This window comes from Pirellulales bacterium (assembly GCA_019636335.1).
Taxonomy (GTDB): Bacteria; Planctomycetota; Planctomycetia; order Pirellulales; family JAEUIK01; genus JAHBXR01.
The window spans coordinates 14286-38790 of sequence record JAHBXR010000005.1; the positions used below are offsets into that span (position 1 = coordinate 14286).

Consider the following 24505-nt stretch of genomic DNA (forward strand, 5'->3'; position numbering starts at 1 on the left):
CCTTTCAGGGTGTCCGAGCGGAGTTGAACCGCCACCTTCTGGTTCACAGCCAGACGTGCAGAAACCGCTACACCACGGACGCCATATATATATTGTCAAAACTCGAAAATACCCCGACCAGGATTCGAACCCGGAATGCCTTGTTAGAAGCAAGGAGTGATAGTCCGTTTCACCATCGAGGCGAGCAACCGAGCACGGCTACCTAGGCGGCAGCCGAGCGCAGGGCGGTAGTCCTCAAATACTGTCACGAGCGGAAGGCAAGGGATTTGAACCCTCATCCCGACGAGCGGGAACCGCCTTAGCAGAGCGGCCCGGCCAACCGTATCCGGCTACCTTCCAGTTCAGTGGACTCACCGGGAATCGAACCCGGATCCTCAGACTGCCAGCCTGATGTCTTCCCTTTGGACCATGAGCCCGTTTGTTTCAGTGGACCGCCGGGGAGTCGAACCCCGATTTCCTGGTTGCAGGCCAGGTGTCGTCCCGTTGGACCAGCAGCCCATGCAATCTATGATTCACTTCAGAGAACTCTCGCATGATACGAATCGAGCCACATTTGCTTTGGTTAGGCCACGCCGGCGATTGCCGCGACGTAACCAAGGTTCTTGACGCAGGCATTCAAGCCGTGGTTCAGCTTGCAGTCGAAGAATCGCCTGCACAGTTCCCGCGCGAAATTATCTTCGTTCGTATTCCACTTCACGACGGCTCCGACAACTCTCCCGACACTTTGCGGTTGGCCATCGCTACGGTTCAGCAACTGTTAGTGGCCAACACTCCAACTCTGTTGTGTTGCAGCGCAGGAATGAGTCGGTCTCCTGCAATCGCGGCATGTGCGATTGCACGGATCAATACACAAACTCCAACGGAGTCCCTCGCACACATTCAAAGTCGGCATGGGACGGACATCTCTCCTCGGCTGTGGCACGATCTGCTCGCCTGTTTTTCCAAATGACTCGTGCGCCGTGCTCAGTTGAAGGTCCGTCCGGGATTCGAACCCGGCCTTCCTCCGTATTGCTTTGACTACCGCACTGCGCTCGGCAGACGCCCGTCTGCCGTGCTCGCTTGCTGGAGGCGTGCCGCCGAAAACACCTACAGACCAATCCGCAAAATGATCCCGGATGGAGTTGAACCATCTGTTTCCTGGGTGTCATCCAGGCGTCTTAGCCGTTGGACCACGGGATCGTTGAGTGACCGGAGTGAGAGTCGAACTCACAAACACGAGGCTCTCGACCTCGTCGCTTTGCCAGTTTGCGTACCCGGCCGTAATTGCAGGCTCGGGTGTTGCACCCGACGGGCTGAGCTTATGAAACTCGGCTGAGCACTGGCTCGCCTGCGTCAATTGAGTGACCAAGGGGAGACTCGAACTCCCACGCCGCAAGGGCACGACGTTCTGAGCGTCGCGTGTTTACCAATTACACCACTTGGCCATGAGTGACCCGTGCGGGAATCGAACCCGCCCTTCCAGCTTGAGAGGCTGGTGTCCTGAACCGATAGACGAACGGGCCTTGAGTGGGTTGTGAAGGAATTGAACCTCTCGTCGCCCACCTCGCTTGTTTTGTGACGACGGCTTTACAGGCCGCCACGAGGAGCACAACCCGGTCAGTGGCACAGGCGGGAGTCGAACCCGCAGACACGAAGGTTTGAGCTTCGCCGCTCAGCCAGTTGGCGTACCGTGCCTTAGAGCGTCCCCGACGGGATTTGAACCCGTGATCTCCTGCGTGACAGGCAGGCGAGCACTCCAGGCTGCTCCACGAGGACGAATAACTCTTTCAAAGTGGCTCAGGTGGGACTCGAACCCACAGCATCTCTGGATCTAAGCCAAAGTGGTCTGCCGTTGCCTACCGAGCCGTTTGTCAGTGCCCAGGGCCGGAGTCGAACCGGCATCCGCGCGGGTTTAAGCCGTGCCGCTCTGCCAGTTGGCGTACCTGGGCATCAAGTAGTCCCGGAAGGAATCGAACCTTCGTTGTCTGGATGTAAGCCAGAAGTCGTGCCGTTGGACCACGGGACCGTGTTTTTTGTGCAGTGGACCCACCGAGAATCGCACTCGGATCTCCAGCTTGCGGAGCTGGCGTCTTCCTGTTGGACGATGAGCCCTTCGCAACTTGCGAGCGGAAGCCGTGGGACTCGAACCCACAAGCGGCGCTTGGCCGCCACCTGTTTTCAAGACAGGCTCCTCATCCGGCCGGATGACTTCCGTTCATGTCGCTCGGAAAAGCTCCGGGAGTTGGAATCGAACCAACGACCTCCTGGTTCAGAGCCAGGCGCCACTACCAGCAGCAGCTACCCCGGAGTGTGTTTCAGGAGTTCGGGGAGAAGGAATCGAACCTCCATAGCCTGATTCAAAGCCAGGCGGCCTACCGTTAGCCGATCCCCGAATGTGTTGTCGCATCGATTGAGAGTGCTCTGCGGGAATCGAACCCGCCTGTTCAGCTTGGAAGGCTGACGCCTTTGCCGATCGGCCAAGAGCACGAAGCGGAAGGAGAGGGAGTCGAACCCTCAAGGCTTATCGCTCGACTGTTTTCGAAACAGCTGCCATCGCCCATTGGCTTGCCCTTCCGTATTCGCAAATCACAAAAAGCTGCGGCGGCAGGAATCGAACCTGCGACGGAGCGCTTAACAGGCGCCTGCCCGTACCAGCACGGGCCCCACCGCAATGAGTCAGGGTGGCAGGATTTGAACCTGCGATCTCAAGCTCCCCGAGCTTGCGCGATGCCAGGCTTCGCTACACCCTGGCAATGCAAGACGCCAATTACCGAAACCTTGACACCTGACTTTGTAGTCGCGACGATCTATCCGACAGGAGCACAGCATGTGGACGCAAAGAATCAAGCAACTTCCCGACGTCCGCGGCGCCAAGATGGTCGTTGAAGCAGGGGCGTCTCCTTTATCTTGTGTGGAGGCGTTAACGCTTTTCACACGTGAGCCAGCCTTCCGCTCCTTCTTTATCCAGGTGTTGTCCGACGTCCCGTATTCCGCTTTTCGTTGGGAGACGCCACCTCTAAGCGACACCTTGGCCGATCGACCGTTCGAGTTTGTCGTCTTGGATAGCCCGGGGCTTGCTATGGCACCGGACTTCAATGCCTTCGCCACTCAATTCGCCGCAGCGCCGGACCAAAGTGTGCTATCGTTTCGCAATCTAGGAAACGATGCGGAGCTGATTGTCCCCCGCCCAGATGGTCCCGCGAATGCATACGGCCACATCGGTGCATTTGTTCGAGACGCACCAGAACAGCAAAAGCACGCGCTCTGGCGCCTTGTGGGCGAAACTACACTGCAACGAATCGGGCGGCTGCCGATCTGGCTGAACACGGCGGGCGCCGGTGTTCCATGGCTTCATGTTCGAGTCGATTCAAAGCCGAAATACTACCGCTTTGCCCCCTACCGCGAGCTCGGCTAGTCGCCAATCCGGTCTCGCTCGTTTTTTGGCTCTCGACGTCGATGTCGGCGCGGGCGGAATCGAACCGCCGATCTCGTGCTCCCGAAGCACGCGGGTTCCCAAACTACCCCACGCACCGAATTGAAAAGCGCCCAGCGGGAGTTGAACCCGCACTTCCGCCATGGCAAGGCAGCAGGCTACCGCTACATCATGGGCGCGTCGAATCGCTGGTCGAATTGTCAAAGATCAGAGCACCGGGTGGGACTCGAACCCACGTCGCCGCATTACGGGTGCGGGGTCCTCGCCGCTGGACGACCAGTGCTTTTCATTCAAGTGGGATCAGAGGGACTTGAACCCTCACCGACCTGGTTAAGAGCCAGGCATGCTGCCTCTAACACCTTGATCCCGTGTTCGTGTCTTGCTTCTCGTTGTTCGTGTGCTCGCACAGTGGGCGCGGAGGGAATCGAACCCTCGACCTGGTCCTTATAAGAGACCTGCTCTCACCACTGAGCTACGCGCCGCCGCAATAGCTGGCCAAAGTCAACGCAGTGGGGCCGAAGGGAGTCGAACCCTTACCTTCCCGCTTAAAAGGCGGAAGCGCTGCCGTTACGCCACGACCCCGTGTGTGGAGTGGGCGTATGCGTTTGAATCGAGTGGTCTGCGTCATTTGAAGTTCTCCTCTGTTTGTGCAAGTTGTCCGAGGTGGAGTCGAACCACCGCCGGCGACGTATCAGATCGCTATGCTTCCGTTACAACACCGGACAGGCGGGAAGGCGGGAGTCGAACCCGCGGTCTCGTGCTCCCAAGGCACGCGAGGCACCCGTTCCTCTTCCTCCCGCTTGTTTTTTGTGTTTGCTTCAGTAGCTCGTATGGGAATCGAACCCATCTCTCCGCCTTGAAAGGGCAGTATCCTGAACCGATAGACGAACGAGCCGTGTGTGTCTTCCGTCAGCGCGCACGCTGAGCGCAGTGGGTCGGGAGGCGCTCGAATCCTCGTCTGCGGCTTTTCAGGCCACCGCTAAACCGTCTCAGCTACCGACCCATGATTTCTTTTGTGTTTTCCCCGCCACCATTGTCTGCTTCAGGCCAACAAAAAAGCCCGATGTCCTTGCGACACCGGGCTTTGTCAGCCAGATCAGACCGTAATGGCCAAGCGTCACAAGCGCAAAGGATGCGGCAGGGTATTTTGTCGGAGCGCATTATCTCGCCCCACGGAATAACCCTCCGCTATGCATTCTTGGATCGAACTTGGTCGTAAAAACATCACTGAAGAAACAACCCGTAAAAGCTTTGTCAAAACCTCGGTTTCCGACGCCTACTACCTTCTTATACACCTCAGACGCCGGAAAGGTTCCGCTGGTTCACACAAGATGGCAAATTTTTCCGACCGCGGCTGGGGACAAGCATGCCACGATCAGGCGAGTTCGCGGAGGCTGGGTAGCTCGATTTCGGGGCCAAGTTTAGTCAGTCGAGACGTCGCAAACAGCCCGTAAAAGCGGATATTGCGGCCACGCGATCCCATTTAGCGTGCATTGTCTGTATGACGCCCTTGTGCGAGACAATGCAGGTTCAGCCGTGACAGCCCAGGCTTCTGACGGATATCGACCGACCGTTCCGCAGGTCGTCTATGATCTCAATCACCTGGTCGCCGAGGGGCGCCGGTTTCGTACCATCTATGCCGACCCACCCTGGGATTACGACAAGACTGTCGGGCGCGGTGCCGCGCGCCGCCACTATCGAACTATGTCGCTTGACGCGATCTGCTGTGAGCCCGTAGCTTCGCTGGCCGCCGATCAGGCGCACTTGCACCTGTGGACAACGAACGGATTTCTACGCGAAGCGTTTGCCGTGATCGATGCATGGGGGTTCCGCTACAAGTCCTGCTTCGTCTGGGCAAAGCCTCAGCTTGGGACTGGAAATTATTGGCGAGTTTCGCACGAGTTCCTGCTGCTGGGGGTCCGAGGACACCTGCCGTTTGCCAACCGTAGCCAACGCAGTTGGATTGAAGCTACGCGAACAGCCCATAGCCGCAAGCCGGGCATCATCCGCTGCCTGATCGAGAAGGTCAGCCCACCGCCCTACCTGGAAATGTACGGTCGCGAAGAAATCCACGAACCAGGCTGGACTGTTTACGGCAACCAAGTGGAAAGACGCCTGTTCTAGGCCAGGTAGCCAGGGTTGCAGGGGCATCGACATGACCATTTCTCAAGTGCTTGGTGTCGGTTACGGAACCTTTCAGACGTCTAATTCATTCATGTCGAGGGAAGCGTTGGCGATACTTTCAGGCTGACAATCCGTTCCCAGGCAACCTCCGAGGGCACTGCCATGTCAGCCAAAGCACACGACGATTATCGTGAATCGCTCCGTCAACTGGCAGAAGGATATGCCGCCATTGTTACCCACTACGAGCGGACCATTGCGCTGTTGCAGAAGGAACAACATCGTTACCTGGCAACGGACCTGAAAGCCGTTGAGGGGATCCTCGAGGTTGGTGCATTGCGGATCGATGAGGGCACCTTCTCCGTCGAGTTCGAGACCAACACCTGCTTTCTCGGCAACACGATCCAATTGCGACTATTTCGCCGATTGCTGCGAAGGCGCAACCGATATGTAGATCATGCCGAGCTACTTGAATACGTGTGGGACGGTGTTCGGTCCCCCGCCACGATCCGCAGCGCCGTGAAGCTCCTCCGCCGTCAATTGCAGCAGGCCGGGATGGGAAGGGTTGCCGACGCCGTGGTGGGGACCGTGGCCGGCCATTATGCCCTGATGGTCGACCGTCTGCAGTAGCATTTCCCACAGAAATGCCACAGTAGTTCACCGCGATTTACCACAGCTGGAACGGAAAATGATTGGGCGGAAGAACAACCCTGTTTGCCCTCATTTTCCACGGAGTTGGTCATGACCGATCCGGCCTCCGGTGACGGCGCATCGCGCCGCCGCGCCGCGCAATATGTCAGGATGTCAACCGAGCACCAGCAATACTCAACTGCAAACCAGCAAGACGCCCTTTACGAGTATGCTCAACGTCGCCAGATGGAGATCGTCCAAACCTATGCAGATGAGGGGAAGAGCGGCTTGAGTTTTTCAGGCCGAACTGCCTTACAGCGACTCATCTCGGACGTGCAATCCGGCCAAGCCGATTTCAGCGTGATCTTGGTTTACGACGTCAGTCGCTGGGGACGCTTTCAAGACGCCGACGAGAGTGCCTACTACGAGTATCTCTGCAAGCGCGCGGGAATCGAAGTCCACTACTGCGCTGAACAGTTCGAAAACGATGGTGGCCCGGCTTCCACCATCATCAAGAGCGTGAAGCGTGCAATGGCTGGAGAATACAGTCGCGAGCTTTCCTCCAAAGTCTTCAAAGGCCAATGCCGGTTAATCGAACTCGGTTTTCGTCAAGGAGGTTCGCCTGGGTTTGGTTTGCGCCGCATGTTGATGAACGCCTCAGGGGAACAGAAAGGCGTTCTCCACCGTGGTGAGCAAAAGAGTCTGCAAATGGATCGGGTGGTTCTCGTGCCGGGTCCGGATGAAGAGTTACAAATCGTCCGCCAGATTTATGACTGGTTTACCCACCACGGAAAACAAGAGCGAGAGATCGCAGAACTCCTGAATGACCGCGGAGTGCTGACGGACTTGGGCCGACCCTGGAACCGAGGCACCGTCCGCCAAGTGCTGACCAACGAGAAATACATCGGCAATAACGTCTACAACCGCACTTCCTTCAAGCTGAAGCGAAAGCATGTCCGCAACCCCAGTCAAATTTGGGTTCGTGCGGACGGGGCTTTCGCGCCCGTCGTCTCCTCAGAGCAATTCTTTGTGGCAAGGGGGATCGTGCTGGAAAGAAACCGCCGGTTTAGCGACGAGGAGTTGCTGAATCACCTGCGCGGCTTGATTTCTCAGCACACGACCCTTTCGAGTCAGCTCATCGATTCTGCGGATGGCATGCCCTCGGCGGCCGTCTACCGCACGCGGTTTGGCAGTTTGGTAGAAGCCTACCGGCTCGCCGGATTCGTTCCGGAAAGAAATTACGACTTCATCGAAATCAACCGACGGCTGCATTCCATGCATCCCGGGTTGGTCGACAATTTGGTCGGACTGCTTGCCAACGTGGATGCTACCGTCCGCCGCGACGCCCAAACAGGCTTTCTCATCATCAATGAGCAGTTCACAGCATCGCTATTCCTGTCGCGATGTCGGCAGACGACCGGAGGGGCTTTGCGATGGATCATGCACTTGAACCGCCAGTTGACCCCCGACATCACGATTCTTGTCCGCATGGATACGAGTAATGCCGTGCCGGTGGACTACTACCTCCTCCCCATCATGGATATTGCTGTCCCCAAGCTTTTGCTCTGCGAAGCCAACGGGGCCGCGCTCGACACCTATCAGTTCGATTCACTCGACTACCTGACCGTGATTGCTAAGCGTCAGAAGCTGGAGATCGCAGCATGATTGCCGATGAAGAATTCCGTATTCAGATGATCCCGATTGACCAGATTACTGTCCTCAATCCTCGCGTACGTGGGAAGCGGAAGTTCAGCCAGATCGTTAGCAACATCGCGAAGCTCGGACTGAAAAAGCCGGTCACTGTCGCTCCACTCGAAGGCAAGAATGGGGATGGCCGCTACCTACTGGTCTGTGGACAGGGACGACTAGAAGCGTATGCGGCGCTCAATCAGACGGAGATTCCCGCCGTCGTGGTGCATGGCTCCAAGGACAAGCTGCTCTTGATGAGCCTGGCCGAGAATCTCGCCCGCCGTCAGCATTCTCCGGTGGAACTCGTCCGCGAAATCAGCGTGCTGAAAGACCGCGGCTACACCATCCAGGAGATTGCGACCAAGACAGATTTGAACGCGACTTATGTTCGAGGCTTCATTCAGCTACTGGCAAAGGGCGAGACGCAACTCCTGGTAGCTGTTGAGAAAGGGCAGATTCCCGTCAGCATTGCCGTCATCATCGCCACGGCCAATGACAAAGCTGTGCAGCGAGCCCTGACCGACGCCTACGAACGGAATGACCTGCGCGGCAAAGCTTTATTGCGAGCCCGACGCCTAATCGAGGCGCGTCGCCTAAGAGGCAAGCGGAAGGGAAAGTCCACCGGCCAGGCCTCTGAGAAGGTTTCGGCGGATTCACTGTTGCGGACCTACAAAGAAGAAACGATCCGGCAGAAGTTGCTGGTCGAGAAAGCCAAAATGTGCGACGCGCGACTGCGGTTCGCCGTGACCGCAATTCAGCAACTATTTCGGGACGAAGCCTTCACCGCGATTGTCCGAGCGGAGGGGCTCGACTCGGTCCCGCAGTACCTCGCCGAAAAAATCCATGTCGAAGGAGTCTCGCCATGAAGGATATGGTGCGGCTCGCCTGCGAAGAACGCATCCGAATCATTCCATTGGGACGCGTGCTCCCTTTGCGACTGCTGGACAAGGCTACCTTGCGTACTGCCAAGTACCGCTGCATCGCGGCGTCGATTGCCGAACTTGGGCTGATTGAACCGCTGGTCGTTTACCCTCAACTGGACAATGCTGGCTACTTCATGCTGCTCGATGGCCACATCCGCCTGAGTATTCTGCGTGAATTGGGCTGGGAGAGCTGCAAATGCTTGATCGCCACCGATGACGAAGCCTTCACCTACAACCACAAAGTCAATCGGCTCAGCGCGATTCAGGAACACTTCATGATCATGCGAGCGATCGATGGCGGCCTAAGCGCCGAGGAAATTGGTAAGTCTCTCAACGTGGATGTCTCGCGGATCCGCCAGAAGCGAGATCTGTTAGAAGGTATCTGCCCCGAGGCGGTGGAGTTGCTCAAAGAGCGGAGGGCAAACGCCAATGCCCTTCGTGAGATGCGCAAAGTAAGCCCGATGCGTCAAATCGAGATCGCCGAACTGATGTGCGCATCGCACAATTTCTCGTACAACTACGCTAGGTGCTTAGTGGCCACCACGCCGGCCGACCAGTTGCTCGGAGGTGATCGGGGCCGGGAAACACATGGCCTGACACCGGACGAGATCTCCCGCATGGAGAACGAGATGGCGATTCTCGGGCGCGAATTTAAAATCCTTGAAGAGGGGCATGGCAGGAACGTGCTCAATCTGGTCGTTGTCATCGGCTACATCAAGCAATTGCTCGACAGCGCTCGTGCTGTTCGGCACTTGTCTCAGGCGCACCCCGAGATCCTCACGCAATTTCAGAAACTGGCTGAACTGCGGAATCTCATCGAGTAGCTGTGCTCCACACGACGCTCTTGGCGCTTCAGTGGCTCAGCTCGGTTACCCCGATTTGACGATGTCCGGATGTTTGTGCTAGATCCCGCTTGGCGGGGTCATGAATCCCGACCAGTTCGGTCCCTCTAACACTTTTCTCGGGCAGAAGGCCATGCCGGCTCTTGATCGACGGTGCTTTGCTGAGCGCGCCGTTCGAGAGGCCGGTGGTGCAGTCTTGACGGTTGGCTATCTGCCGCCGTCGTAAAGGTTTCTCTCGACGGTCGTTTTCTGTCCCAAGTCTCATTTCAAAGGGGGAGGGTGCGCCCATGACCCACCTGACACGTGCCAGCGCACAGCTTTTCGTGCGCAGCGAAGACGAATGCTTTGAGTCTTTGTCGGAATTGCTCAACCATTGCCGGTGGCAACAGGCCGAATCCATCGACCTCTGGCAGCCGCCGGCGGTCTTGCGGCCGATCAACCAGCACGGCCGGCTGATGCTCTCGGCTGGCAGCGACGGAGCCTTTGCGCTCAACGACTGGTCCTTCTCGCAACTCTGCGGGCTGGCCCGCGTGAGCAAGGAGACCGTCAATCGGTTGTCGGTTGACACGGCGCAAGTCGTGTTCGGCGAGACGCTACCCAGCGGCAACAAGCCGGTGCAGTTGTTGACCGAGGGAGACCGCCTACGGTCGATCCACGGCTCCAGCTACACGCGGCTGCACAACGCCGAACTGCTGACGATGCTCAGCGAGTTCGCCGTCGATTTTCAGCCGCCGCAACGGGCGGCTACCGGTCACACGGGACTCTATTGCGGCGAGCAGGATTTGTTCTGCTTTCTCATCGATCCCTTGGGCTGGACCGAGATCGACGGCGAGGCGTTCGCACCGGGATTCTTTGTGTGGAATTCGGAAGTTGGCCGCCGGTCGGTCGGCGTGCAGACCTTTTGGTTCCAGGCGGTATGCGCTAATCACATCGTCTGGGACGCGGTCGAAGTCGTGGAGTTCGCCCGCAAGCATACGGGCAACGTCCACGAATCGCTGGTCGAAATCCGCCGGATTGTCGAAGGGCTGGTCGCCAAGCGCGATGAGCGCCGGGACGGCTTCTACGGTGTAGTCCGAAAGGCCATGCAAACGGCACTGGGAGACGACGCCGACGAGGTGCTACAAGTGCTGTCGAAAGCCGGTGTCAATCGGGCCTTGGCAGCCAAGGCACTGGAAATCGCCCGTCAGAAAGGGCGATTCACCGTCTTCGCGGTGGTCGATGCCCTGACGCGGTTGGCCGGCGAGCTGAAATTCGCCGGCGACCGCACCGAGGCGGATCAGCGCGCCGGGCGGCTGTTGGAGCTGGTGACCTGAGGAGGAGTGCCATGGATCCTCAGCAATGTTGGAATGACCTGACCGCGGCTCTGGCCGCGGGGCGTTCCGATGACGCCCAGGAGTCGGCCGAGTCGCTGTTGGCCTGGCTGCGGCGCGGTGGTTTTCCGCCGCAAACGCAGTCGGGCCGGCAACTCCCCGACGCGTTCAATCGGGCCGTGGCCTTGGCGGCGTGCAGCTTTCTGGTGCTGCAAGAAAAACCGCCATGTTCGTAGTTCGTTGTATTCGAGGAGGTGAATGGTGATGAGTTCCAGCGTGCCCGAGATGCCTTTTTCGCTGGTGTGTGAAAGCTGCGACGCGGGGATGGAACTGTGCAGTCAGAGCCAGGCCGAAGCGGCTGGGTGGACGGACATCCAACCCGCTCCCGACCTGCCGATGGCCAATTACCTCGGGCGATGTCCCGAATGTCAGCGTGCCGTCGACGAAATGTCGTAGCCCGTCGATGGGTAGTCGCACGCTTCGCGTGGAAGGTGCGACCTGTTTTGTGTCCGGTAACTTGTATGAAGGAGATTGAACGATGACCCAAGCAACGAAAGACAAAGTCCGCCCAGTCCACGATGTCCGCCTGGGGCGGATCAAGGCCGCCATCTGGGCCAACGGTACGGAGAACGGCACGCGCTACAACGTGACGTTCACCCGCATCTACAAAGATGGCGACCAGTGGAAGGACTCAACCAGCTTTGGTCGCGATGACCTGCCGCTGGTGGCCAAGGTGGCCGACCTGGCCCATAGCTGGATCTTCCAGCAGGGTTCGTCGGCTGCCTCCCAGCAGCACGAGGAAGACCAGTTTTAGGCTGGCTTTCGCTATCTGAGGTTCTCTCTTGAGGTCCACTGCACCACCTGGACCTCAATTTCTTTTTTGTCGGACTTCGGTACTTGGGGATCGACTGCCATGCTCACCTTGTTCCTCATTCTGCTGCTCGGGCTCTTGGTGCAATCCATTCGCCAGAGCCCGATGCCGACATTGGTCAGGGCCAAGAGCGTGTTGGCGACGGTGCTGGCGATCTGGATTCTGGTGAGACTCTCGTCGTAAAGGGATTCGCCACGTGTTACCCGAATATTCCCCATCACGGGACGCTTTCGAACCTGGTTCGCCCGTGCGCGACGGAGCGTCGCCAACGCCTTGGTATCACGTTTGTCGACGCTGTGAGGCGAAGTGGTTTGCGCAGTGCGCGAGGATGAGGTGCCCGCGCTGCCACTGTCTCAGCAGTTCCGAGGAACAGCAGTTGCCTCCCTGGCACAGTCTGCGCGAGGAGAAGAACGCTAAGAGGTGACACTCGTGCAGTGCGCTCAAAGCCCCCGACAGGAATCGGACCAACAAAGGCCGACCGCGGGGGCGACCGAAGTCAGCCGCAGGGGAGGGGCGCAACGCCTTCGCCGTCCCATCACCCCTCGGGGGCCAAGGGCCTCGCGGCCTCACGGGGCGAGCCCCCGAGGGATGACAGGCCGACGAAGGCCGACAGACTCTGGCTGCCATCGAAGGCAGCGATTTGGTTGACGAAATGGATTGATGTTCGCTATGCACCACAGCCCCGAACGTTCCCGCCGCCAGCAACTCGTGCGGCTGCTGGCGTATGCTCTGCGACACCATCCCGATGATTTCGGAGTGTCGCTCACCCCCGCCGGCTGGACCGACCTGGAACAGTTCATCGAGCAGATCCAGCGGCTGCCAAAATTCTCTTCGATCACGGTCGACGAGGTGGAGCAATTGTTGCGAACGTCCTCGGGCCAGCGCTTCGAGCTGGCCGGCAGTCGGATTCGTGCCCGCTACGGACACAGCGTGCCGGGGATCGTCACAGGGGAGGAGCGAGAGCCGCCCGAGCGGTTGTTTCATGGCACTTCGTCCACTTCACTTGCGCACATTCAATCCGCGGGACTGCAATCCATGGGACGTTGCCTGGTGCATCTCACCAGCGACTTGAGCTATGCTTGCCGCGTTGCCGGCAGCGAGACCAGCCAGCCGCTCGTGCTCCGCGTCGCGGCTCGCCGCGCGCATGCGGCCGGAGTCGTCTTTCTCCAGGCCTCGCATCATGTCTGGCAAACAACGGCCGTGCCGGTGACATTCCTCACAACGCTGTTGCAAGTTGGTGATCATGCCGGTGGCATAGGTCATCCCACGCCGAGCGCTGAATAGTTGGGCAAAGCCGGCAGAGTAAGCCAGGACATATCGTTCGTCCCAAGTTCTGCGTGCAGGTACTTGGGAGCGACTCTTGCGTTCGCAGGCAATGCGCACCATCACCACCGGTGGAATTCAGTGGCGAGGCACGACCGCCAAGAGGTGGCGGCAGCGCAAGGAATTCTCGCAAACAAAATGCCCCTGAGCACAGTTCCATCTGGCTCAGGGGCGTCGGATAGGAGGGCCATGCTGGTCCTCTCGCGTCGGGAGAAACCGTTGTAGTAACCAGCGACTCGATTCGTCAACATCGATTGGGAAATCCCATTCTGGTGATCTCCATCGATAGAAACCTCCGAGCCTGGTGCGACCCCTCTCGCTCGGTTTGCCTCAGGCGTTCACGCAGGCAATCCATGCGCCATTCAGCCAGACGTTTTCGTTGGCTGGATGGTCCCTCTTCGTGCTAGACAAAGGACATTATCCAGCATGACCGGGAACCTGAGTGAGCGACGAGGAGAATCCAGATTCAGGCGGTAATTCAGTGCCGCAATTGGTAGCCGGCTCGTTGCCGGCTTTCGGCCGGCCTGGGCGCTGTCCAGCGATCGTGTCGGGTGCCGGCCGCGCGGCGGAGTTTGCCTGGGAGGAATTCTTTCGCGGCGAGATTCGCAATCTACATACTCGGAAAGCCTACGAGCATGCCGTGCGGCGGTTTCTGCAATGGCTGACCTTGCGTGGCGTCGAACTGCACGAGGCAACGCCCGGACTGATCGGCGAATATTTCGATCAACATCCATCGAGCCCGGCAACTCGCAAATTGCACCTGGCCGCGATTCGCCGATTCTTTGACCGACTCGTGGTCCGGCACGTCGTCGTTCTGAATCCGGCCCTCTCCGTGCGCGGACCTCGCCACCAGGTCGTAGAAGGCCGCACGCCCGAGATGCCAGTCGCGCAAGCCAGAACGCTGTTGCGGTCGATCGACACCCGCAAGCTGATCGGCCTACGTGATCGAGCAATACTGGCTGTCCTTATCTATACGGCGGCCCGCGTGGGAGCCGTGGCCGGATTGCGCCGCCGGGATTTCTGGCATGACGGCACCCAATATCAACTCCGTTTCCACGAAAAAGGCGGCAAGCTGCGCGAGATCCCGGTGCGAGCCGACTTGGAGCAGATCATCCTCACCTATCTCACCGTTGCCGGACTCACCGATGCCGTTCCTGGCACACCACTTTTTCAGCCAGCTATCGGTCAGACTGACCGGCTATCCCCTCGCCCACTGGCCGCAGCCGACATCTGCCGCATGGTCAAGCGTCGCCTAGCCCGCGCTGGGCTGTCGGCGCATTTCTCGCCCCACTCCTTCCGCGTCACCACGATCACCGATCTGCTGCTGCACGGTGCCGCACTCGAAGACGTGCAACACCTCGCCGGCCACGCCGATCCACGCACGACTCGGCTCTACGACCGCCGGCAACGACGAGTGAGGAGAAACCTAGTCGAAAGAATTACCATTTAATCGCGTTACACCACTGCAACAGACGCCATAACTAGATACTCTCAAATAACTTGATGAAAATAACCATTGGTTATCAAGTGGTCTTTCGATTAGCGGAATCTAGGATTTTTTCGGCCAGGGACTTGTACAATGATAACCATTGGTTATATTAAGGTAGGTTGGCGGCGGATTACTCGCGGCTGGGAGGTGCTCAATGAGCTCCCGAATGACGGAAGGCGTTTCAGAAAGGCTTGTTACCGCTATTCGTGAGGGTGGTATAACCCAAGGGACTTTGGCTTCGCAGATCGGCGCTACCCAAGCTGCCGTATCGCAATGGTGTACGGGGAAAAAGTCGCCCACAAATGCGAACATTGACGCAATCTCCGCCGCGTTGGGGATCCACAGCCATTGGCTCCAGTCGGGGGTCGGACCGATGAGGGTTGTTGATTCTGTAGCACAGCGTGTTGACTACTCCCGCGACGCATTCTGGGGGTTTCGGCGGGCGCCCGAAGACGGTGGGCGCGACTTCGGCAATGCCAATGTCTGGTCCTTCGAGCCCACAATCGAAGTCCTTGTTCGCGAGGTCTTGCAGAATGCCCTCGACGCCATTGTTCCTGGCGGCTCCCAGGTTCAGGTAGTTTTTCGCCTTATCGAATTGCGCAACGGCGACCTGCAAAAGTATCAGAAGTCGATCAAGTGGAAGGAACTCCACCAACATCTCGATGCTTCAACGCACAATCGGCAGAAGTTGGGGTCGCTGATCAAAGACGGCCTGGAATCGCTCGAAGAATCTGGCCATCTGATGTTGCTGGTCATTGAAGATTCAGGCACGACGGGGCTGCTAGGTCCAGAAAGTGGAGACGGAAAGTTTGCGGCGCTGTGCCGGAACAATCTTGATTCGAACAAGGAGGGAACTGCAACCAAAGGTGGGGCGTTCGGTCTGGGGAAAGGCGTCTTGTGGCGCGCTTCCCGCTTCGCAGCGGTCATGTTCTGTTCGAATCTTTCCCATCCCTCAGAGGCCGGCCTTCGAAATCATCGATTGATCGGCCGTTGCGACTTACCCTGGCATGAGGTCGAGGGCGAGGCTTTCGCCGGACCAAGCTGGTTTGGTCAGCCGCATGATGCGAATCGATCCTTCGCGGTTTCCTTCTGGGATAACGATGCCCTTGCGCGAGACCTCTATCTTGGCCGGGAAGACCTCGGCAGTGGAACGTCTGCTTGTGTCGTCGGGTTCCATGACCCGAGCTCCGATCGCCTCAAGTCTGCCCGTGAACTCGCAGAGGAGATTGAGAAGGCCGCAGCTACGCATTTCTTCCCCGCGCTTTCGAGCGGAAAGCTGTCAGTCTCGGTCAAGACTTATGGCGGTCGAGCGGATTACGACAAAGACGCGCCAATCACATCGGCGGAGGTGGATGCTCGGCAGCTTCAGCCTGAGTTTTGGCGGATGCTGCAAGCACTCAGCGAGGATAGCTTCGCGGAAACTCTCAAAACGCCGGGCGAGATCGTGCGAAAACCCGTGTCGCTATCGCTTCCGTCTCGCAAGGTTGATCCAAAGCACCCCGAATATGAGCATGAGGCGGTGCTTCTTGTCCGATATGCTCCGGAAGATGAAGCAGGAACAGAATGCAATCGGTTGGCGATGTTTCGTGGACCAGGCATGGTTGTCTCGGAACGAAAACTTGGCGGAATCTGCCTTGGGAGCCGACCGTTCCATGCGCTGCTGCTTTGTGGCGCCGCTGCCGGTGACCAACCTGCGGACTTGGCGGCTGATGAGTTTCTCCGGACAGCCGAACCGCCGTCTCACAACAAATGGATGGCAACACCTGAATTGAAGGCCGCGTATACGCGCGGCTGTGTGAGTAAGCTCGATGCCTTTTTGGAGAAAGCAATCGAGGTTCTCCGCGACTTGGTCAAGCCAGTCTCGCGCGATCTAGGAAACGGCCCCAACTCCCTGCGCGAACTCTTCCGAGTGGGGACAGAGCCTGTTTCGGTCGCCAAGGAAAGGCCCCGTGTCATCGCTCAACAAGGAGAAGTCGACAAACAGGGACGATGGAATGTTGAAGCTCGTGTGCGAATGAAGCCCAATGCGCGCGAGGTCTTGATGACGCCCGCGGTCCTTTTTGTTGCCGAGACCGGCGGTGGACAGCCAGTTCTCTGGGAGTCGATTGAGGCGATCAGCAACAACTGCGCGGTCGAAGGACATCAACTGCGAGTCCAGCCTGGCACTCGCGAAGTTCATTTCCGCGGGACGACTGACAGAGAGTCGCATCCCGTTCCGGCGAACGAGTCAAGTGTTGTGGTAGACCTTCGCAGGGTTATCGTTGTCCCGAAAGGAACGGCATGAGAAAGACGATTTTCCCCTACCCAACGCTTGTCGGCGAGCTCGAGTTGAGTCTTACGGAGCCCCGTATTGACAATCAATTGGTGCCGCCCGAAGCAATTCTGCCAAACGAGCGGTCCATCTTATTGTTCGGCCACGATCCAAATGACTGGACGAACCTAACGCTTCGCATTGATGTTGAAGTGCCGCCTGCCGAACTGGAGCGATTTGAAAATGAACATGGTGCCGTGAACCTCGTGGTTGTCGCTTCATGTCGCCCCACGAACACGCGGCAACCGATTCCCTTGCAGCGATCGCCTCTCGGTCCTTCACATTGGGGAGCGAAAACCACGATTTCACGCAGCGGATTTCGTGAAAAAGTCGTGCTACAGGCAATCCTGACCGCAGCCGTGCAGGGAGTTCCCCATCGCCCGGTCGCAGTCAGTGAGTCTTGGACGTTGCACTTTGACCCCAGTGAGAGTCTCCGAATCGCGGGAACGCTTGCCGTCAAGTGGTGCGATTTCAAGTCTGAGTCGGCCCCGCCGATCGCACGGCAGTTTTCGGACTCATCGCATGTCGTCGACCTCGACCAACCCCTGCCGGAGATACTTCTGAACTCATCGTTTGAGGGGTTGGAACCGTTGCTTCGCGACGCGAAAGACCGCTCCCCGGTCGAGCAGGCATTGCACGACAGCACCCGCATGTCCATCGCGCGAAGCGTTTGGATGGCGCTTCTGGGCGACGCCATGTCAGCGGTCATCCCGGGAGAAGATGGCGAAGACCCGACTTGGCCAAACCGAGAATGGCATGCGGAGGTGCTGAAGAGAATTCTGCCCGAGATCGAACCCGCCAAGAGCGAAACCGAGATTCTTAACCTGGCCGCCGGTGAATGGCAGGCGCATCCAGGCTCGGCCACGTTTCTGTCGCGGTCCGAGGCCGTCATTGGCGATCTTGTAGGCGCCAACAAGGCTCTCCGAAAATCGACCCAGACTCTTCTGAGAAAAGGAATCGTATCGTGACACCGTTGCACGGTCTGCTACCCAGCGTCCGGACGCTGCTCGACGAGAATTTTCGGAACGGCTCTTTGGCCTCCATTGATGCCGCCGCGTTCATCGTCAATTCTCCACTTGAGCGAGAAATTGACATTGCACCGCTGTTGGCGATGGTGGACGAGGCAATGGAACGGTTCAAGCACGCCCCAGACAAGTCGGACCAGTGGCTTGCCCCGCGTGTGCATGCCTGCCTTCGCTTGCATCGACGTGAAGCGGCGGACAAACGCGTGTGGCACTACCTCAATATCGTCGCAAAGCCCGATTACGTTCGCTGGCGTTTCGGCGAACAAGAAGGCGACGGCGCTCACGCCGTCGCAATTGATCGTTTCATGGGGGAGGACAGCAAGAACGCCCTCGGCCGCCTGTGGTGGGCGGCGGAACTGACCCGAAATGGGGCAGACTACGGCGAGACCGTGCAAATTCTGAAGACGTCTCGATTCTTCACGTCCTGGCAACCACTTGATGCCATGCACCATCGGCCCGCCGCGCTTGCCATTTGTCGCTTTGCAAGAGAGTTCAACGATGGCGCCGGCTTGACCGACTCGCAGAGCCAGCGTCTGGCAAAGGCATTCAACCTCCGGCTGAGCACGCTCGCGCTGGACGCCCTCGCGACAAATCCCGCGATTGACTCTGTCGCCGTCGAAGAGTGGTGCAACGAGCCTGTCGATGAAACGAAGTATTTTGATGAGCTCCCCAATGGGCCTGACGAGGAGCCGGTTGCTGACGAGGCGATCTCGGCGGTCTTCGAAGTCCTGGCAACGCTCGCCGGCGAAATCGACCTCGCCGAATTCAAGAGGGTCCATCGTAAACCCGAAGCTCAGCCAATGATGGCGGGCACGTCCGAGCTGGCCGAGTAGCAGAATCTGCGTGGCTGATCGAACTGTGCTCGCACATTCCCGCAGCACAATCGCAAGACATCCCAGGAGCATTCGAAATGGCGAAAGCCAGGGGCACCAAGGCGAGTCGCGAAAAGCCGACTGCCAACGGCGTTGCCGAGATCACCAAGGAACTCTGGCAGGCGGCGGTGGAGCTGCGCGGGTCGATCGAGCCGGCGGACTACAAACGCTATGTCCTGCCGATCATCTTCTTGCGGTTCTTGTCGCTGCGGTTCGAGAAGCGGCGTGCAGAGCTTGAGCGGCTGATCGCCGATCCCAAGAGCGACTACCACACCAAGAATGCCAAGACTGCCCAGGCCATTCTGGAGGACGCCGACGAATACCGTTCGGTCGGCGCGTTCATCGTCCCCAAAAAGGCCCGCTGGGACCACTTGCTCAAGAACGCCCAGGCCGACGACATCAAGGTCATCCTCGACGACGCCCTTGAAGCCCTGGAGAAGGCGTATCCCGACAAGTTGCGCGGCCTGTTGCCGCGAGTGTTCGCCGGTTCGAATCTCTCGCGAGAGAACGCCACCGGGCTGATCAACCTCTTCTCGAAAGACATCTTCAAGCAGGACCACGGCGGCGAAGACACCATCGGCCGGGTCTACGAATACTTCATCGGCGAATTCGCCAACTCCGAGGGAAAGAGGGGCGGCGAATACTTCACGCCGGCCAGCATCGTCCGCACTCTTGTTGCCCTGCTTGAACCGACCGAGGGAACAGTCTTCGATCCGTGCTGCGGCTCGGGCGGCATGTTCGTCCAGTCCGACATCTTTACCAAGCACTCGGGTAAACTGTCGTTCGTCGGCCAGGAGAGCAAGGATTTCACCTACCGGCTCTGCCGGATGAACCTGTTCATCCACGGCGTCGATGGCAATATCAAGCTGGGCAACTCCTACTTCGACGATCAGCACGCCACGCTCAAAGCCGACTACCTGCTGGCCAATCCGCCGTTCAATGACGGCTCAAAGGGCGCCAATGGCTGGGGGGCTGACCGGATCCCCGACAAAGATCCTCGCCTGGCGATTGCCGGCCAGCCGATGCCACTCGCCCCCCGCAACGCCAACACCATGTGGATCCTCCACTTCCTCCATCACCTGAAGGAAAATGGAACGGCGGGCTTCGTCATGGCGACGGGCGAACTATCGAACGGCGAAACAGCCCGGCTCGCAGTGCGAAAGGCGATTGTCGAAGCGGGCTACGTCGACGCGGTCGTTCAATTATCCGGTCAATTATTCGCCAACACGCAGATTCCCTGCGGCCTGTGGTTCCTGTCGAAAGGACGTGGCGGCGGCAAGGGGAACCGCAAGCGAACCGACGAGATTCTGTTCATCGACGCTCGCAAACTCGGCTCGCTCATCCCCGGCTCGCGAAAGCAAAAGCAGCTTTCCGAGGAGGAGATCGAGCGGATTGCCGCGGTCTATCGCGAGTATCGGCGCAAAGGGGCGCCCGACGCGATCCCCGGGCATTGCCGCGCGGCCACCCTCGACGAGGTCCGCGAACACAACTACGCCCTCACGCCCGGCCGCTACGTCGGCTCTGAAGACGCCGACGACGAGGACGAACCGTTCGAGGAGAAGTTCCCCAAGCTGCTGAAGCAGTTGGAGGAGCAGTTCGCAGAGTCACGACGATTGGAGAAGCTAATTCGTAGTTCCTTGAGCGACGTACTGATCGCCGAGGTGACCAATGCGAATTAGTCCGGGACAGCACAAAACCAAGGAGCTTATTGACCTCGGTATCTTGACGATCGGAGATGGATATCGGGCAAAGAACTCGGAATTGGCATCGTCGGGGCTCCCGTTTGCACGAGCCGGAAATGTGAATGGTGGGTTTCACTTCGCTGAGTGCGACTTTTTTCCAAGCACTGATCTAAACAAAGTTGGTGAGAAGATTGCCCGCCCGGGGGATGCAGTGTTCACCTCAAAGGGATCAGTTGGACGAATTGCCTTCGTCACCGCAGATACCCCACGGTTCGTCTATTCGCCGCAACTGTGCTATTGGCGATCGAACGATCCGCGAACCTTGTATCCTCGTTTTCTCTACTACTGGCTTTGTGGGGACGAATTTGCCGACCAAGCGAACAGCGTGAAAGGCCAGACAGACATGGCCGACTATGTGAGTCTGACGGATCAGCGCCGTATGTCGATCACGCTCCCCGAAATCAATGTGCAGGTAGCAACTGCCGGATTGCTCGGAGCTCTAGACGACAAGATCGAGTTGAACCGGCGGACGAATGAGACGCTGGAGGCGATGGCCCGGTCGCTGTTCAAGTCGTGGTTTGACCAACAGCCAGGAAGCGAAATCACCATTGGCAAACTTGAAGCCGACGCGGTCCTGGCGGTCAACGATGGATATCGGGCGAAGAACAGCGAGCTTGGTGCGCCGGGCCTTCCGTTCGTGCGAGCAGGCAATCTGAATGGGGGGGGATTTGACTTAGCAGGTAGTGATCTCTTGGCCGAAACACGAATTGGTCTTGCCGGAATGAAACTGTCCCAACCAGGCGACGTTGCGTTCACGTCAAAGGGGACCGTTGGTCGGTTCGCATTCGTGCACAAAACCACACCGAAGTTCGTCTACTCGCCGCAGTTGTGTTTTTGGCGGTCGATGAAACGTGATCAGTTGGACCCACACGTTCTTTTTCAGTGGATGAAATCGGACGAATTGTCGGACCAAATCGACGCGGTCAAGGGACAGACGGACATGGCGGACTATGTAAGTCTTCGTGATCAACGGCGTATGAAGTTCACGGCTCCACTCGGCGCGGCGCAAGTTGAATTGGGCCGAAGGCTCGAACCGTTGATGGACCGGGTTGCTGCAAATCTTCAACAATCTCGGACTCTAGTAACGCTTCGTGATTCACTGCTCCCGAAGCTTCTTTCCGGCGAGATTAGATTGCGGAACGCAGAACGCAAGATCAAGGAGGTCGTATGACACTGCGACGAGGACGAGGCGATCAAATGTCGATTCAGGTTCCCATCAAGGCCGATGAAGAGGGGTTCATCGGCCGTGAGTGTCCCGAGAACGAGTGTTTGGGCTACTTCAAGATTCAACCGGGAACGGGACTCACCGGCGACAACTTGCCGTGTTACTGCCCGTATTGCGGCCATAAAGACCCGCACGATCATTTCTGGACGCAGCAACAACTCGCCTATGCCAAGTCGATCGCGCTGCGCGAGATGGGCGACTACTTCCACCGCGAACTGAAGAAAATGGAGTTCGACATCAAGCCGCGCGGCGGCTTCGGCATTGGCGTCAGCATGAAGGTCAAGCAGGGCGCTCGGCAGCCGATTCGCCATTACCGCGAGAAGACGCTGGAAACCATCGTCGATTGCGGTCAATGCACGCTCCGCTATGCCGTCTATGGCGTGTTCGCCTTTTGCCCTGACTGCGGCACGCACAACTCGCAACAGATCCTCACCAAGAACTGCGAGCTAGCCCGCAAGCAAATCGAGCTTGCTGCGACTGTCGAGGATGCCGACCTGAAGCGCCACCTGCTGGAAGACGCACTGGAAAACGCGGTGTCCGTGTTCGACGGCTTCGGCCGCGAGGCGTGCCGTGTGAACGCCGCCAAGGCGACGAACCCGGCCAAGGCCGAGGCGGTCTCCTTCCAGAACCTAAACAACGCCGCCACCAACGTGCAGAAGGTCTTCGGTATCGACTTGCCGGGAGGCATTCACACAGACGAATGGGCGTTTGCGGTGCGCTGTTTCCAGAAGCGGCATCTACTGGCTCACACGATGGGCGTCATCGACGAGAAATACATCGCCGCCACGTCCGATCCAACGGCCGTCGCCGGCCGTCGTGTGCAGGTATCGGCGGACGAAGTTCGTCAACTCCTTGAAGTTGTTCAGAAGCTCGGCGAGCATCTTGTAACGAAACTCGGTGCGATTGAGTCCAGTGAGGGAAAACATTAGCGTGACTGTGACTGAGGCGTTGCTGGAAGTTGTCCGCGGTTCGAGTGGAATTCTTTGACGCGTTGCGAAGGGGGACGTGCCATGTCTTTGCCTACAACTGCACGGCTGCACTACCGATCGCGGTTCCGGCTCTTTTCAAACACGGATCAGCCTGTCCCGTGGGGAGATGTTGCTCGGGACGTCCGCTTTTGGATTGGCAAGAGAGTCGAGCGCAACACCGCCTACACTGGCGGGAGCTGGTTCTTCAAAGGAGGGCAGTGGTCGCCTCCCGGGGGACGAGGCGTCCTTGTCGAAACGCGGCGCTACATCGGGGCTGGCGACGATAAGTCACCGGAGTATTGGGCAGTCCGCTTTGAACATCCGTGCGACGACGTGACGCATCGCCAGTGGTGCACCGAAGTCGGCCTAGCCAAACAAGATGATGGTAGCATCGAAGTCGCGGTGGCCAACTACCACTGGTTGCTTCCTAGCTACATTGGACCAGAGCCCGACGCTCCGCCTCCGTCCTCACCAGGACTGGTGATCACTCTGCTGAATCACGACAAGTGGAGCGGACGACTGGGGTCGATCCTCTTGTCGCCTAATCCCCACGCGTTGCAGGTCGGGGATCTGGCAATGCTGCGAGACGCTCTCATTGACCCGCAGCGAGAATGCCCGCTGGTCGTCATTCGTTCCGATCGCTTCTTGGGTCGTCCATTGCTTGACCCACAGACGCTCGCGCGAGTCCTTGCTGGGATCGCAGTGGTTTACGAGGGGCAGAGCGAAGAGCTTGATGCGGAATTTGAATTTATTCTGCCACGAGAATACCGTTGCACCAGTGGAATGATTCGCGTTTACCTCCCGGGGCTAAACGTCGATGCCCCCTGGGATTCTCGCCGACATCGATTCTTCATACCGACGGACATCAAGTCCCTTGGTCCACAAGTGGTCCAGGAACTGATCGTCGATGGACTCGCTCGACGCTTTGCGTCTTCGACCGCCCCTTCGGTCGGTTCTATTGACGATGTGGACGACATTGAGCGAAGGGCCCAGCTTCAACAGCTATTGCAATCGGCCAAGGCTGGCGACAAGGACCAAGCGTTTCTGGACTACTGCGATAGTGAGGTGAAGCGGCTCTCCGAAAGAGTTGACGCCTTGGAAAAGGAACGGGACCGAGCTAACGAGCAGGTTAATACCCTGGATAACCAGCTTAGGACGGAGCAATACCTGCGGTCAGAAATGGAAAGGCAGGCCAGGGCGGCCGTCAAAGACCAGGAGTTGACCGAAGCTCTCAAGCAACTCGTCGCCAACCGCGGTCTGCCGATGACTTCTTTGTCCGAAGTCGTGGAGGCCATTGCAACCATGTTTCCCCATCGAATCGTGATCACGGAGCAAGCACGCGATTCAGCAGCACGAGCAGGCTTCAACGAGCTGGAGGACGAAATACCAACCGCATTCCGAATGCTCTGGCATCTTGCGACCACGATGCATGACCTAGTGTTCCAGAAGGACGGAAGAAGCGGACAGATCGGAGACGAATTCCGCAGCCGCACCAATGGACTCGACATTGCGATGGCGGAGGGCAAGATGACCAACCGGGACAAGACAGCTAAGGATTTGCGGACTATCAAGTTTGAGGGAGTGGAATTGGACATTTCGCCGCATCTCAAACATGGGAACGATCAAGACACCTGCCTGAGAATCCATTTTGCTTCTCACAGGCGTTCTGATGATGACGGGGTTATTGTCGTCGGTCATTGTGGCGACCATCTCTTGAGTGCCGGCACACGAAAGGCCCGAAAACGCTAATCC

At 58.2% G+C, this 24505-nt stretch carries 21 protein-coding genes and 31 tRNA genes; 21 read left to right on the forward strand and 31 right to left on the reverse strand.

The window, feature by feature from the left end; genetic code table 11:
- Nucleotides 1-8 precede the first annotated feature (8 nt).
- From KF708_06640 to KF708_06660, 5 genes are all read right to left on the reverse strand, one after another.
- A tRNA-His gene (locus KF708_06640) sits at nucleotides 9-82 on the reverse strand.
- 27 nt (nucleotides 83-109) lie between these two features.
- Nucleotides 110-182: transfer RNA gene (locus KF708_06645), tRNA-Arg, on the reverse strand.
- 69 nt (nucleotides 183-251) lie between these two features.
- Nucleotides 252-338: transfer RNA gene (locus KF708_06650), tRNA-Ser, on the reverse strand.
- 7 nt (nucleotides 339-345) lie between these two features.
- Nucleotides 346-416, reverse strand: a tRNA-Ala gene (locus KF708_06655).
- An 11-nt stretch (nucleotides 417-427) separates the two neighbouring features.
- Nucleotides 428-498: transfer RNA gene (locus KF708_06660), tRNA-Ala, on the reverse strand.
- 34 nt (nucleotides 499-532) lie between these two features.
- Here KF708_06660 and KF708_06665 point away from each other — a divergent pair.
- Complete coding sequence (locus tag KF708_06665; protein MBX3412376.1) at nucleotides 533-949, forward strand: dual specificity protein phosphatase family protein; 417 nt, start codon at nucleotides 533-535, stop codon at nucleotides 947-949.
- 157 nt (nucleotides 950-1106) lie between these two features.
- Here the strand turns inward: KF708_06665 and KF708_06670 are convergent.
- From KF708_06670 to KF708_06750, 17 genes are all read right to left on the reverse strand, one after another.
- Nucleotides 1107-1179, reverse strand: a tRNA-Val gene (locus KF708_06670).
- 6 nt (nucleotides 1180-1185) lie between these two features.
- Nucleotides 1186-1259, reverse strand: a tRNA-Leu gene (locus KF708_06675).
- Nucleotides 1260-1341: 82 nt separating this feature from the next.
- Nucleotides 1342-1424 (reverse strand) — tRNA-Leu (locus KF708_06680).
- 5 nt (nucleotides 1425-1429) lie between these two features.
- Nucleotides 1430-1502 (reverse strand) — tRNA-Glu (locus tag KF708_06685).
- A gap of 98 nt (nucleotides 1503-1600) precedes the next feature.
- Nucleotides 1601-1674 (reverse strand) — tRNA-Leu (locus KF708_06690).
- Nucleotides 1675-1680: 6 nt separating this feature from the next.
- Nucleotides 1681-1755 (reverse strand) — tRNA-Asp (locus tag KF708_06695).
- A gap of 17 nt (nucleotides 1756-1772) precedes the next feature.
- A tRNA-Leu gene (locus KF708_06700) sits at nucleotides 1773-1845 on the reverse strand.
- A gap of 9 nt (nucleotides 1846-1854) precedes the next feature.
- Nucleotides 1855-1928: transfer RNA gene (locus KF708_06705), tRNA-Leu, on the reverse strand.
- Between the two features lie 6 nt (nucleotides 1929-1934).
- Nucleotides 1935-2005 (reverse strand) — tRNA-Val (locus tag KF708_06710).
- Nucleotides 2006-2020: 15 nt separating this feature from the next.
- Nucleotides 2021-2091, reverse strand: a tRNA-Ala gene (locus KF708_06715).
- 15 nt (nucleotides 2092-2106) lie between these two features.
- Nucleotides 2107-2192 (reverse strand) — tRNA-Ser (locus tag KF708_06720).
- A 20-nt stretch (nucleotides 2193-2212) separates the two neighbouring features.
- Nucleotides 2213-2287 (reverse strand) — tRNA-Gln (locus KF708_06725).
- A gap of 14 nt (nucleotides 2288-2301) precedes the next feature.
- Nucleotides 2302-2372, reverse strand: a tRNA-Gln gene (locus KF708_06730).
- A 22-nt stretch (nucleotides 2373-2394) separates the two neighbouring features.
- Nucleotides 2395-2466: transfer RNA gene (locus KF708_06735), tRNA-Gly, on the reverse strand.
- A gap of 4 nt (nucleotides 2467-2470) precedes the next feature.
- A tRNA-Ser gene (locus KF708_06740) sits at nucleotides 2471-2554 on the reverse strand.
- Nucleotides 2555-2575: 21 nt separating this feature from the next.
- A tRNA-Asn gene (locus tag KF708_06745) sits at nucleotides 2576-2650 on the reverse strand.
- Nucleotides 2651-2655: 5 nt separating this feature from the next.
- A tRNA-Pro gene (locus KF708_06750) sits at nucleotides 2656-2729 on the reverse strand.
- A 77-nt stretch (nucleotides 2730-2806) separates the two neighbouring features.
- Between KF708_06750 and KF708_06755 the strand changes: the two genes are divergently transcribed.
- A complete protein-coding gene (locus tag KF708_06755) occupies nucleotides 2807-3394 on the forward strand; it encodes a hypothetical protein (protein MBX3412377.1) in 588 nt (195 codons plus the stop codon).
- A gap of 44 nt (nucleotides 3395-3438) precedes the next feature.
- Here the strand turns inward: KF708_06755 and KF708_06760 are convergent.
- The 9 genes from KF708_06760 to KF708_06800 all read right to left on the reverse strand — a co-directional run bounded on the left by KF708_06760 (nucleotide 3439) and on the right by KF708_06800 (nucleotide 4415).
- Nucleotides 3439-3512: transfer RNA gene (locus KF708_06760), tRNA-Pro, on the reverse strand.
- An 8-nt stretch (nucleotides 3513-3520) separates the two neighbouring features.
- A tRNA-Gly gene (locus KF708_06765) sits at nucleotides 3521-3591 on the reverse strand.
- A gap of 32 nt (nucleotides 3592-3623) precedes the next feature.
- Nucleotides 3624-3695 (reverse strand) — tRNA-Thr (locus tag KF708_06770).
- Nucleotides 3696-3707: 12 nt separating this feature from the next.
- Nucleotides 3708-3780, reverse strand: a tRNA-Lys gene (locus tag KF708_06775).
- A gap of 41 nt (nucleotides 3781-3821) precedes the next feature.
- Nucleotides 3822-3893, reverse strand: a tRNA-Ile gene (locus tag KF708_06780).
- A 29-nt stretch (nucleotides 3894-3922) separates the two neighbouring features.
- Nucleotides 3923-3994: transfer RNA gene (locus KF708_06785), tRNA-Lys, on the reverse strand.
- Nucleotides 3995-4137: 143 nt separating this feature from the next.
- Nucleotides 4138-4212: transfer RNA gene (locus tag KF708_06790), tRNA-Pro, on the reverse strand.
- A 22-nt stretch (nucleotides 4213-4234) separates the two neighbouring features.
- Nucleotides 4235-4307, reverse strand: a tRNA-Glu gene (locus KF708_06795).
- 36 nt (nucleotides 4308-4343) lie between these two features.
- Nucleotides 4344-4415 (reverse strand) — tRNA-Phe (locus KF708_06800).
- 599 nt (nucleotides 4416-5014) lie between these two features.
- Between KF708_06800 and KF708_06805 the strand changes: the two genes are divergently transcribed.
- The 19 genes from KF708_06805 to KF708_06895 all read left to right on the forward strand — a co-directional run bounded on the left by KF708_06805 (nucleotide 5015) and on the right by KF708_06895 (nucleotide 24502).
- Nucleotides 5015-5536, forward strand: a complete 522-nt coding sequence (locus KF708_06805; GenBank protein MBX3412378.1) for a hypothetical protein — start codon at nucleotides 5015-5017, stop codon at nucleotides 5534-5536.
- A gap of 162 nt (nucleotides 5537-5698) precedes the next feature.
- Nucleotides 5699-6163 (forward strand): winged helix-turn-helix domain-containing protein, encoded by a 465-nt coding sequence (locus tag KF708_06810; GenBank protein ID MBX3412379.1) that lies wholly within the window; start codon nucleotides 5699-5701, stop codon nucleotides 6161-6163.
- A gap of 111 nt (nucleotides 6164-6274) precedes the next feature.
- The gene (locus tag KF708_06815; protein MBX3412380.1) at nucleotides 6275-7828 is read left to right on the forward strand and encodes a recombinase family protein; all 1554 of its coding nucleotides are present in this window, start codon (nucleotides 6275-6277) and stop codon (nucleotides 7826-7828) included.
- Complete coding sequence (locus KF708_06820; GenBank protein ID MBX3412381.1) at nucleotides 7825-8718, forward strand: ParB N-terminal domain-containing protein; 894 nt, start codon at nucleotides 7825-7827, stop codon at nucleotides 8716-8718. The genes KF708_06815 and KF708_06820 overlap by 4 nt, the downstream gene beginning before the upstream one ends.
- A complete protein-coding gene (locus KF708_06825; protein MBX3412382.1) occupies nucleotides 8715-9599 on the forward strand; it encodes a ParB N-terminal domain-containing protein in 885 nt (294 codons plus the stop codon). The genes KF708_06820 and KF708_06825 overlap by 4 nt, the downstream gene beginning before the upstream one ends.
- A 305-nt stretch (nucleotides 9600-9904) precedes the next feature.
- The gene (locus tag KF708_06830) at nucleotides 9905-10930 is read left to right on the forward strand and encodes a DUF932 domain-containing protein (protein ID MBX3412383.1); all 1026 of its coding nucleotides are present in this window, start codon (nucleotides 9905-9907) and stop codon (nucleotides 10928-10930) included.
- An 11-nt stretch (nucleotides 10931-10941) separates the two neighbouring features.
- A complete protein-coding gene (locus tag KF708_06835; GenBank protein MBX3412384.1) occupies nucleotides 10942-11163 on the forward strand; it encodes a hypothetical protein in 222 nt (73 codons plus the stop codon).
- A gap of 28 nt (nucleotides 11164-11191) precedes the next feature.
- Nucleotides 11192-11383, forward strand: a complete 192-nt coding sequence (locus tag KF708_06840; protein ID MBX3412385.1) for a hypothetical protein — start codon at nucleotides 11192-11194, stop codon at nucleotides 11381-11383.
- An 82-nt stretch (nucleotides 11384-11465) separates the two neighbouring features.
- A complete protein-coding gene (locus KF708_06845) occupies nucleotides 11466-11741 on the forward strand; it encodes a hypothetical protein (GenBank protein ID MBX3412386.1) in 276 nt (91 codons plus the stop codon).
- Nucleotides 11742-11840: 99 nt separating this feature from the next.
- A complete protein-coding gene (locus KF708_06850; GenBank protein MBX3412387.1) occupies nucleotides 11841-11981 on the forward strand; it encodes a hypothetical protein in 141 nt (46 codons plus the stop codon).
- A 477-nt stretch (nucleotides 11982-12458) separates the two neighbouring features.
- Nucleotides 12459-13082, forward strand: a complete 624-nt coding sequence (locus KF708_06855) for an RNA 2'-phosphotransferase (protein MBX3412388.1) — start codon at nucleotides 12459-12461, stop codon at nucleotides 13080-13082.
- Between the two features lie 481 nt (nucleotides 13083-13563).
- On the forward strand, nucleotides 13564-14571 hold the full coding sequence (locus KF708_06860) for a tyrosine-type recombinase/integrase (protein MBX3412389.1): 1008 nt from the start codon (nucleotides 13564-13566) through the stop codon (nucleotides 14569-14571).
- A 205-nt stretch (nucleotides 14572-14776) separates the two neighbouring features.
- The gene (locus KF708_06865; protein ID MBX3412390.1) at nucleotides 14777-16894 is read left to right on the forward strand and encodes a helix-turn-helix transcriptional regulator; all 2118 of its coding nucleotides are present in this window, start codon (nucleotides 14777-14779) and stop codon (nucleotides 16892-16894) included.
- The gene (locus KF708_06870) at nucleotides 16891-17889 is read left to right on the forward strand and encodes a hypothetical protein (GenBank protein ID MBX3412391.1); all 999 of its coding nucleotides are present in this window, start codon (nucleotides 16891-16893) and stop codon (nucleotides 17887-17889) included. The genes KF708_06865 and KF708_06870 overlap by 4 nt, the downstream gene beginning before the upstream one ends.
- Complete coding sequence (locus tag KF708_06875) at nucleotides 17886-18779, forward strand: hypothetical protein (GenBank protein MBX3412392.1); 894 nt, start codon at nucleotides 17886-17888, stop codon at nucleotides 18777-18779. The genes KF708_06870 and KF708_06875 overlap by 4 nt, the downstream gene beginning before the upstream one ends.
- 77 nt (nucleotides 18780-18856) lie before the next feature.
- A complete protein-coding gene (locus tag KF708_06880) occupies nucleotides 18857-20497 on the forward strand; it encodes an SAM-dependent DNA methyltransferase (protein MBX3412393.1) in 1641 nt (546 codons plus the stop codon).
- Nucleotides 20487-21731: a restriction endonuclease subunit S gene (locus KF708_06885; protein MBX3412394.1), complete on the forward strand. Its 1245-nt coding sequence runs from the start codon at nucleotides 20487-20489 to the stop codon at nucleotides 21729-21731. The genes KF708_06880 and KF708_06885 overlap by 11 nt, the downstream gene beginning before the upstream one ends.
- Nucleotides 21732-21757: 26 nt before the next feature.
- Entirely contained in the window at nucleotides 21758-22714 is a 957-nt protein-coding gene (locus KF708_06890; protein MBX3412395.1) for a hypothetical protein, read from the forward strand.
- A gap of 372 nt (nucleotides 22715-23086) precedes the next feature.
- Nucleotides 23087-24502: a hypothetical protein gene (locus KF708_06895; protein MBX3412396.1), complete on the forward strand. Its 1416-nt coding sequence runs from the start codon at nucleotides 23087-23089 to the stop codon at nucleotides 24500-24502.
- The last annotated feature ends 3 nt before the right edge of the window (nucleotides 24503-24505 follow it).

What these genes read in the sequence shown, in the direction of transcription:
- KF708_06665 (MBX3412376.1), top strand. Translation starts at nt 533, where the DNA reads ATGATACGAATCGAGCCACATTTGCTTTGGTTAGGCCACGCCGGCGAT.
- KF708_06755 (MBX3412377.1), top strand. Translation starts at nt 2,807, where the DNA reads ATGTGGACGCAAAGAATCAAGCAACTTCCCGACGTCCGCGGCGCCAAG.
- KF708_06840 (MBX3412385.1), top strand. Translation starts at nt 11,192, where the DNA reads ATGAGTTCCAGCGTGCCCGAGATGCCTTTTTCGCTGGTGTGTGAAAGC.
- KF708_06850 (MBX3412387.1), top strand. Translation starts at nt 11,841, where the DNA reads ATGCTCACCTTGTTCCTCATTCTGCTGCTCGGGCTCTTGGTGCAATCC.
- KF708_06855 (MBX3412388.1), top strand. Translation starts at nt 12,459, where the DNA reads ATGTTCGCTATGCACCACAGCCCCGAACGTTCCCGCCGCCAGCAACTC.
- KF708_06825 (MBX3412382.1), top strand. Translation starts at nt 8,715, where the DNA reads ATGAAGGATATGGTGCGGCTCGCCTGCGAAGAACGCATCCGAATCATT.
- KF708_06845 (MBX3412386.1), top strand. Translation starts at nt 11,466, where the DNA reads ATGACCCAAGCAACGAAAGACAAAGTCCGCCCAGTCCACGATGTCCGC.
- KF708_06815 (MBX3412380.1), top strand. Translation starts at nt 6,275, where the DNA reads ATGACCGATCCGGCCTCCGGTGACGGCGCATCGCGCCGCCGCGCCGCG.
- KF708_06820 (MBX3412381.1), top strand. Translation starts at nt 7,825, where the DNA reads ATGATTGCCGATGAAGAATTCCGTATTCAGATGATCCCGATTGACCAG.
- KF708_06865 (MBX3412390.1), top strand. Translation starts at nt 14,777, where the DNA reads ATGACGGAAGGCGTTTCAGAAAGGCTTGTTACCGCTATTCGTGAGGGT.
- KF708_06880 (MBX3412393.1), top strand. Translation starts at nt 18,857, where the DNA reads ATGGCGAAAGCCAGGGGCACCAAGGCGAGTCGCGAAAAGCCGACTGCC.
- KF708_06835 (MBX3412384.1), top strand. Translation starts at nt 10,942, where the DNA reads ATGGATCCTCAGCAATGTTGGAATGACCTGACCGCGGCTCTGGCCGCG.
- KF708_06890 (MBX3412395.1), top strand. Translation starts at nt 21,758, where the DNA reads ATGTCGATTCAGGTTCCCATCAAGGCCGATGAAGAGGGGTTCATCGGC.
- KF708_06810 (MBX3412379.1), top strand. Translation starts at nt 5,699, where the DNA reads ATGTCAGCCAAAGCACACGACGATTATCGTGAATCGCTCCGTCAACTG.
- KF708_06885 (MBX3412394.1), top strand. Translation starts at nt 20,487, where the DNA reads ATGCGAATTAGTCCGGGACAGCACAAAACCAAGGAGCTTATTGACCTC.
- KF708_06870 (MBX3412391.1), top strand. Translation starts at nt 16,891, where the DNA reads ATGAGAAAGACGATTTTCCCCTACCCAACGCTTGTCGGCGAGCTCGAG.
- KF708_06830 (MBX3412383.1), top strand. Translation starts at nt 9,905, where the DNA reads ATGACCCACCTGACACGTGCCAGCGCACAGCTTTTCGTGCGCAGCGAA.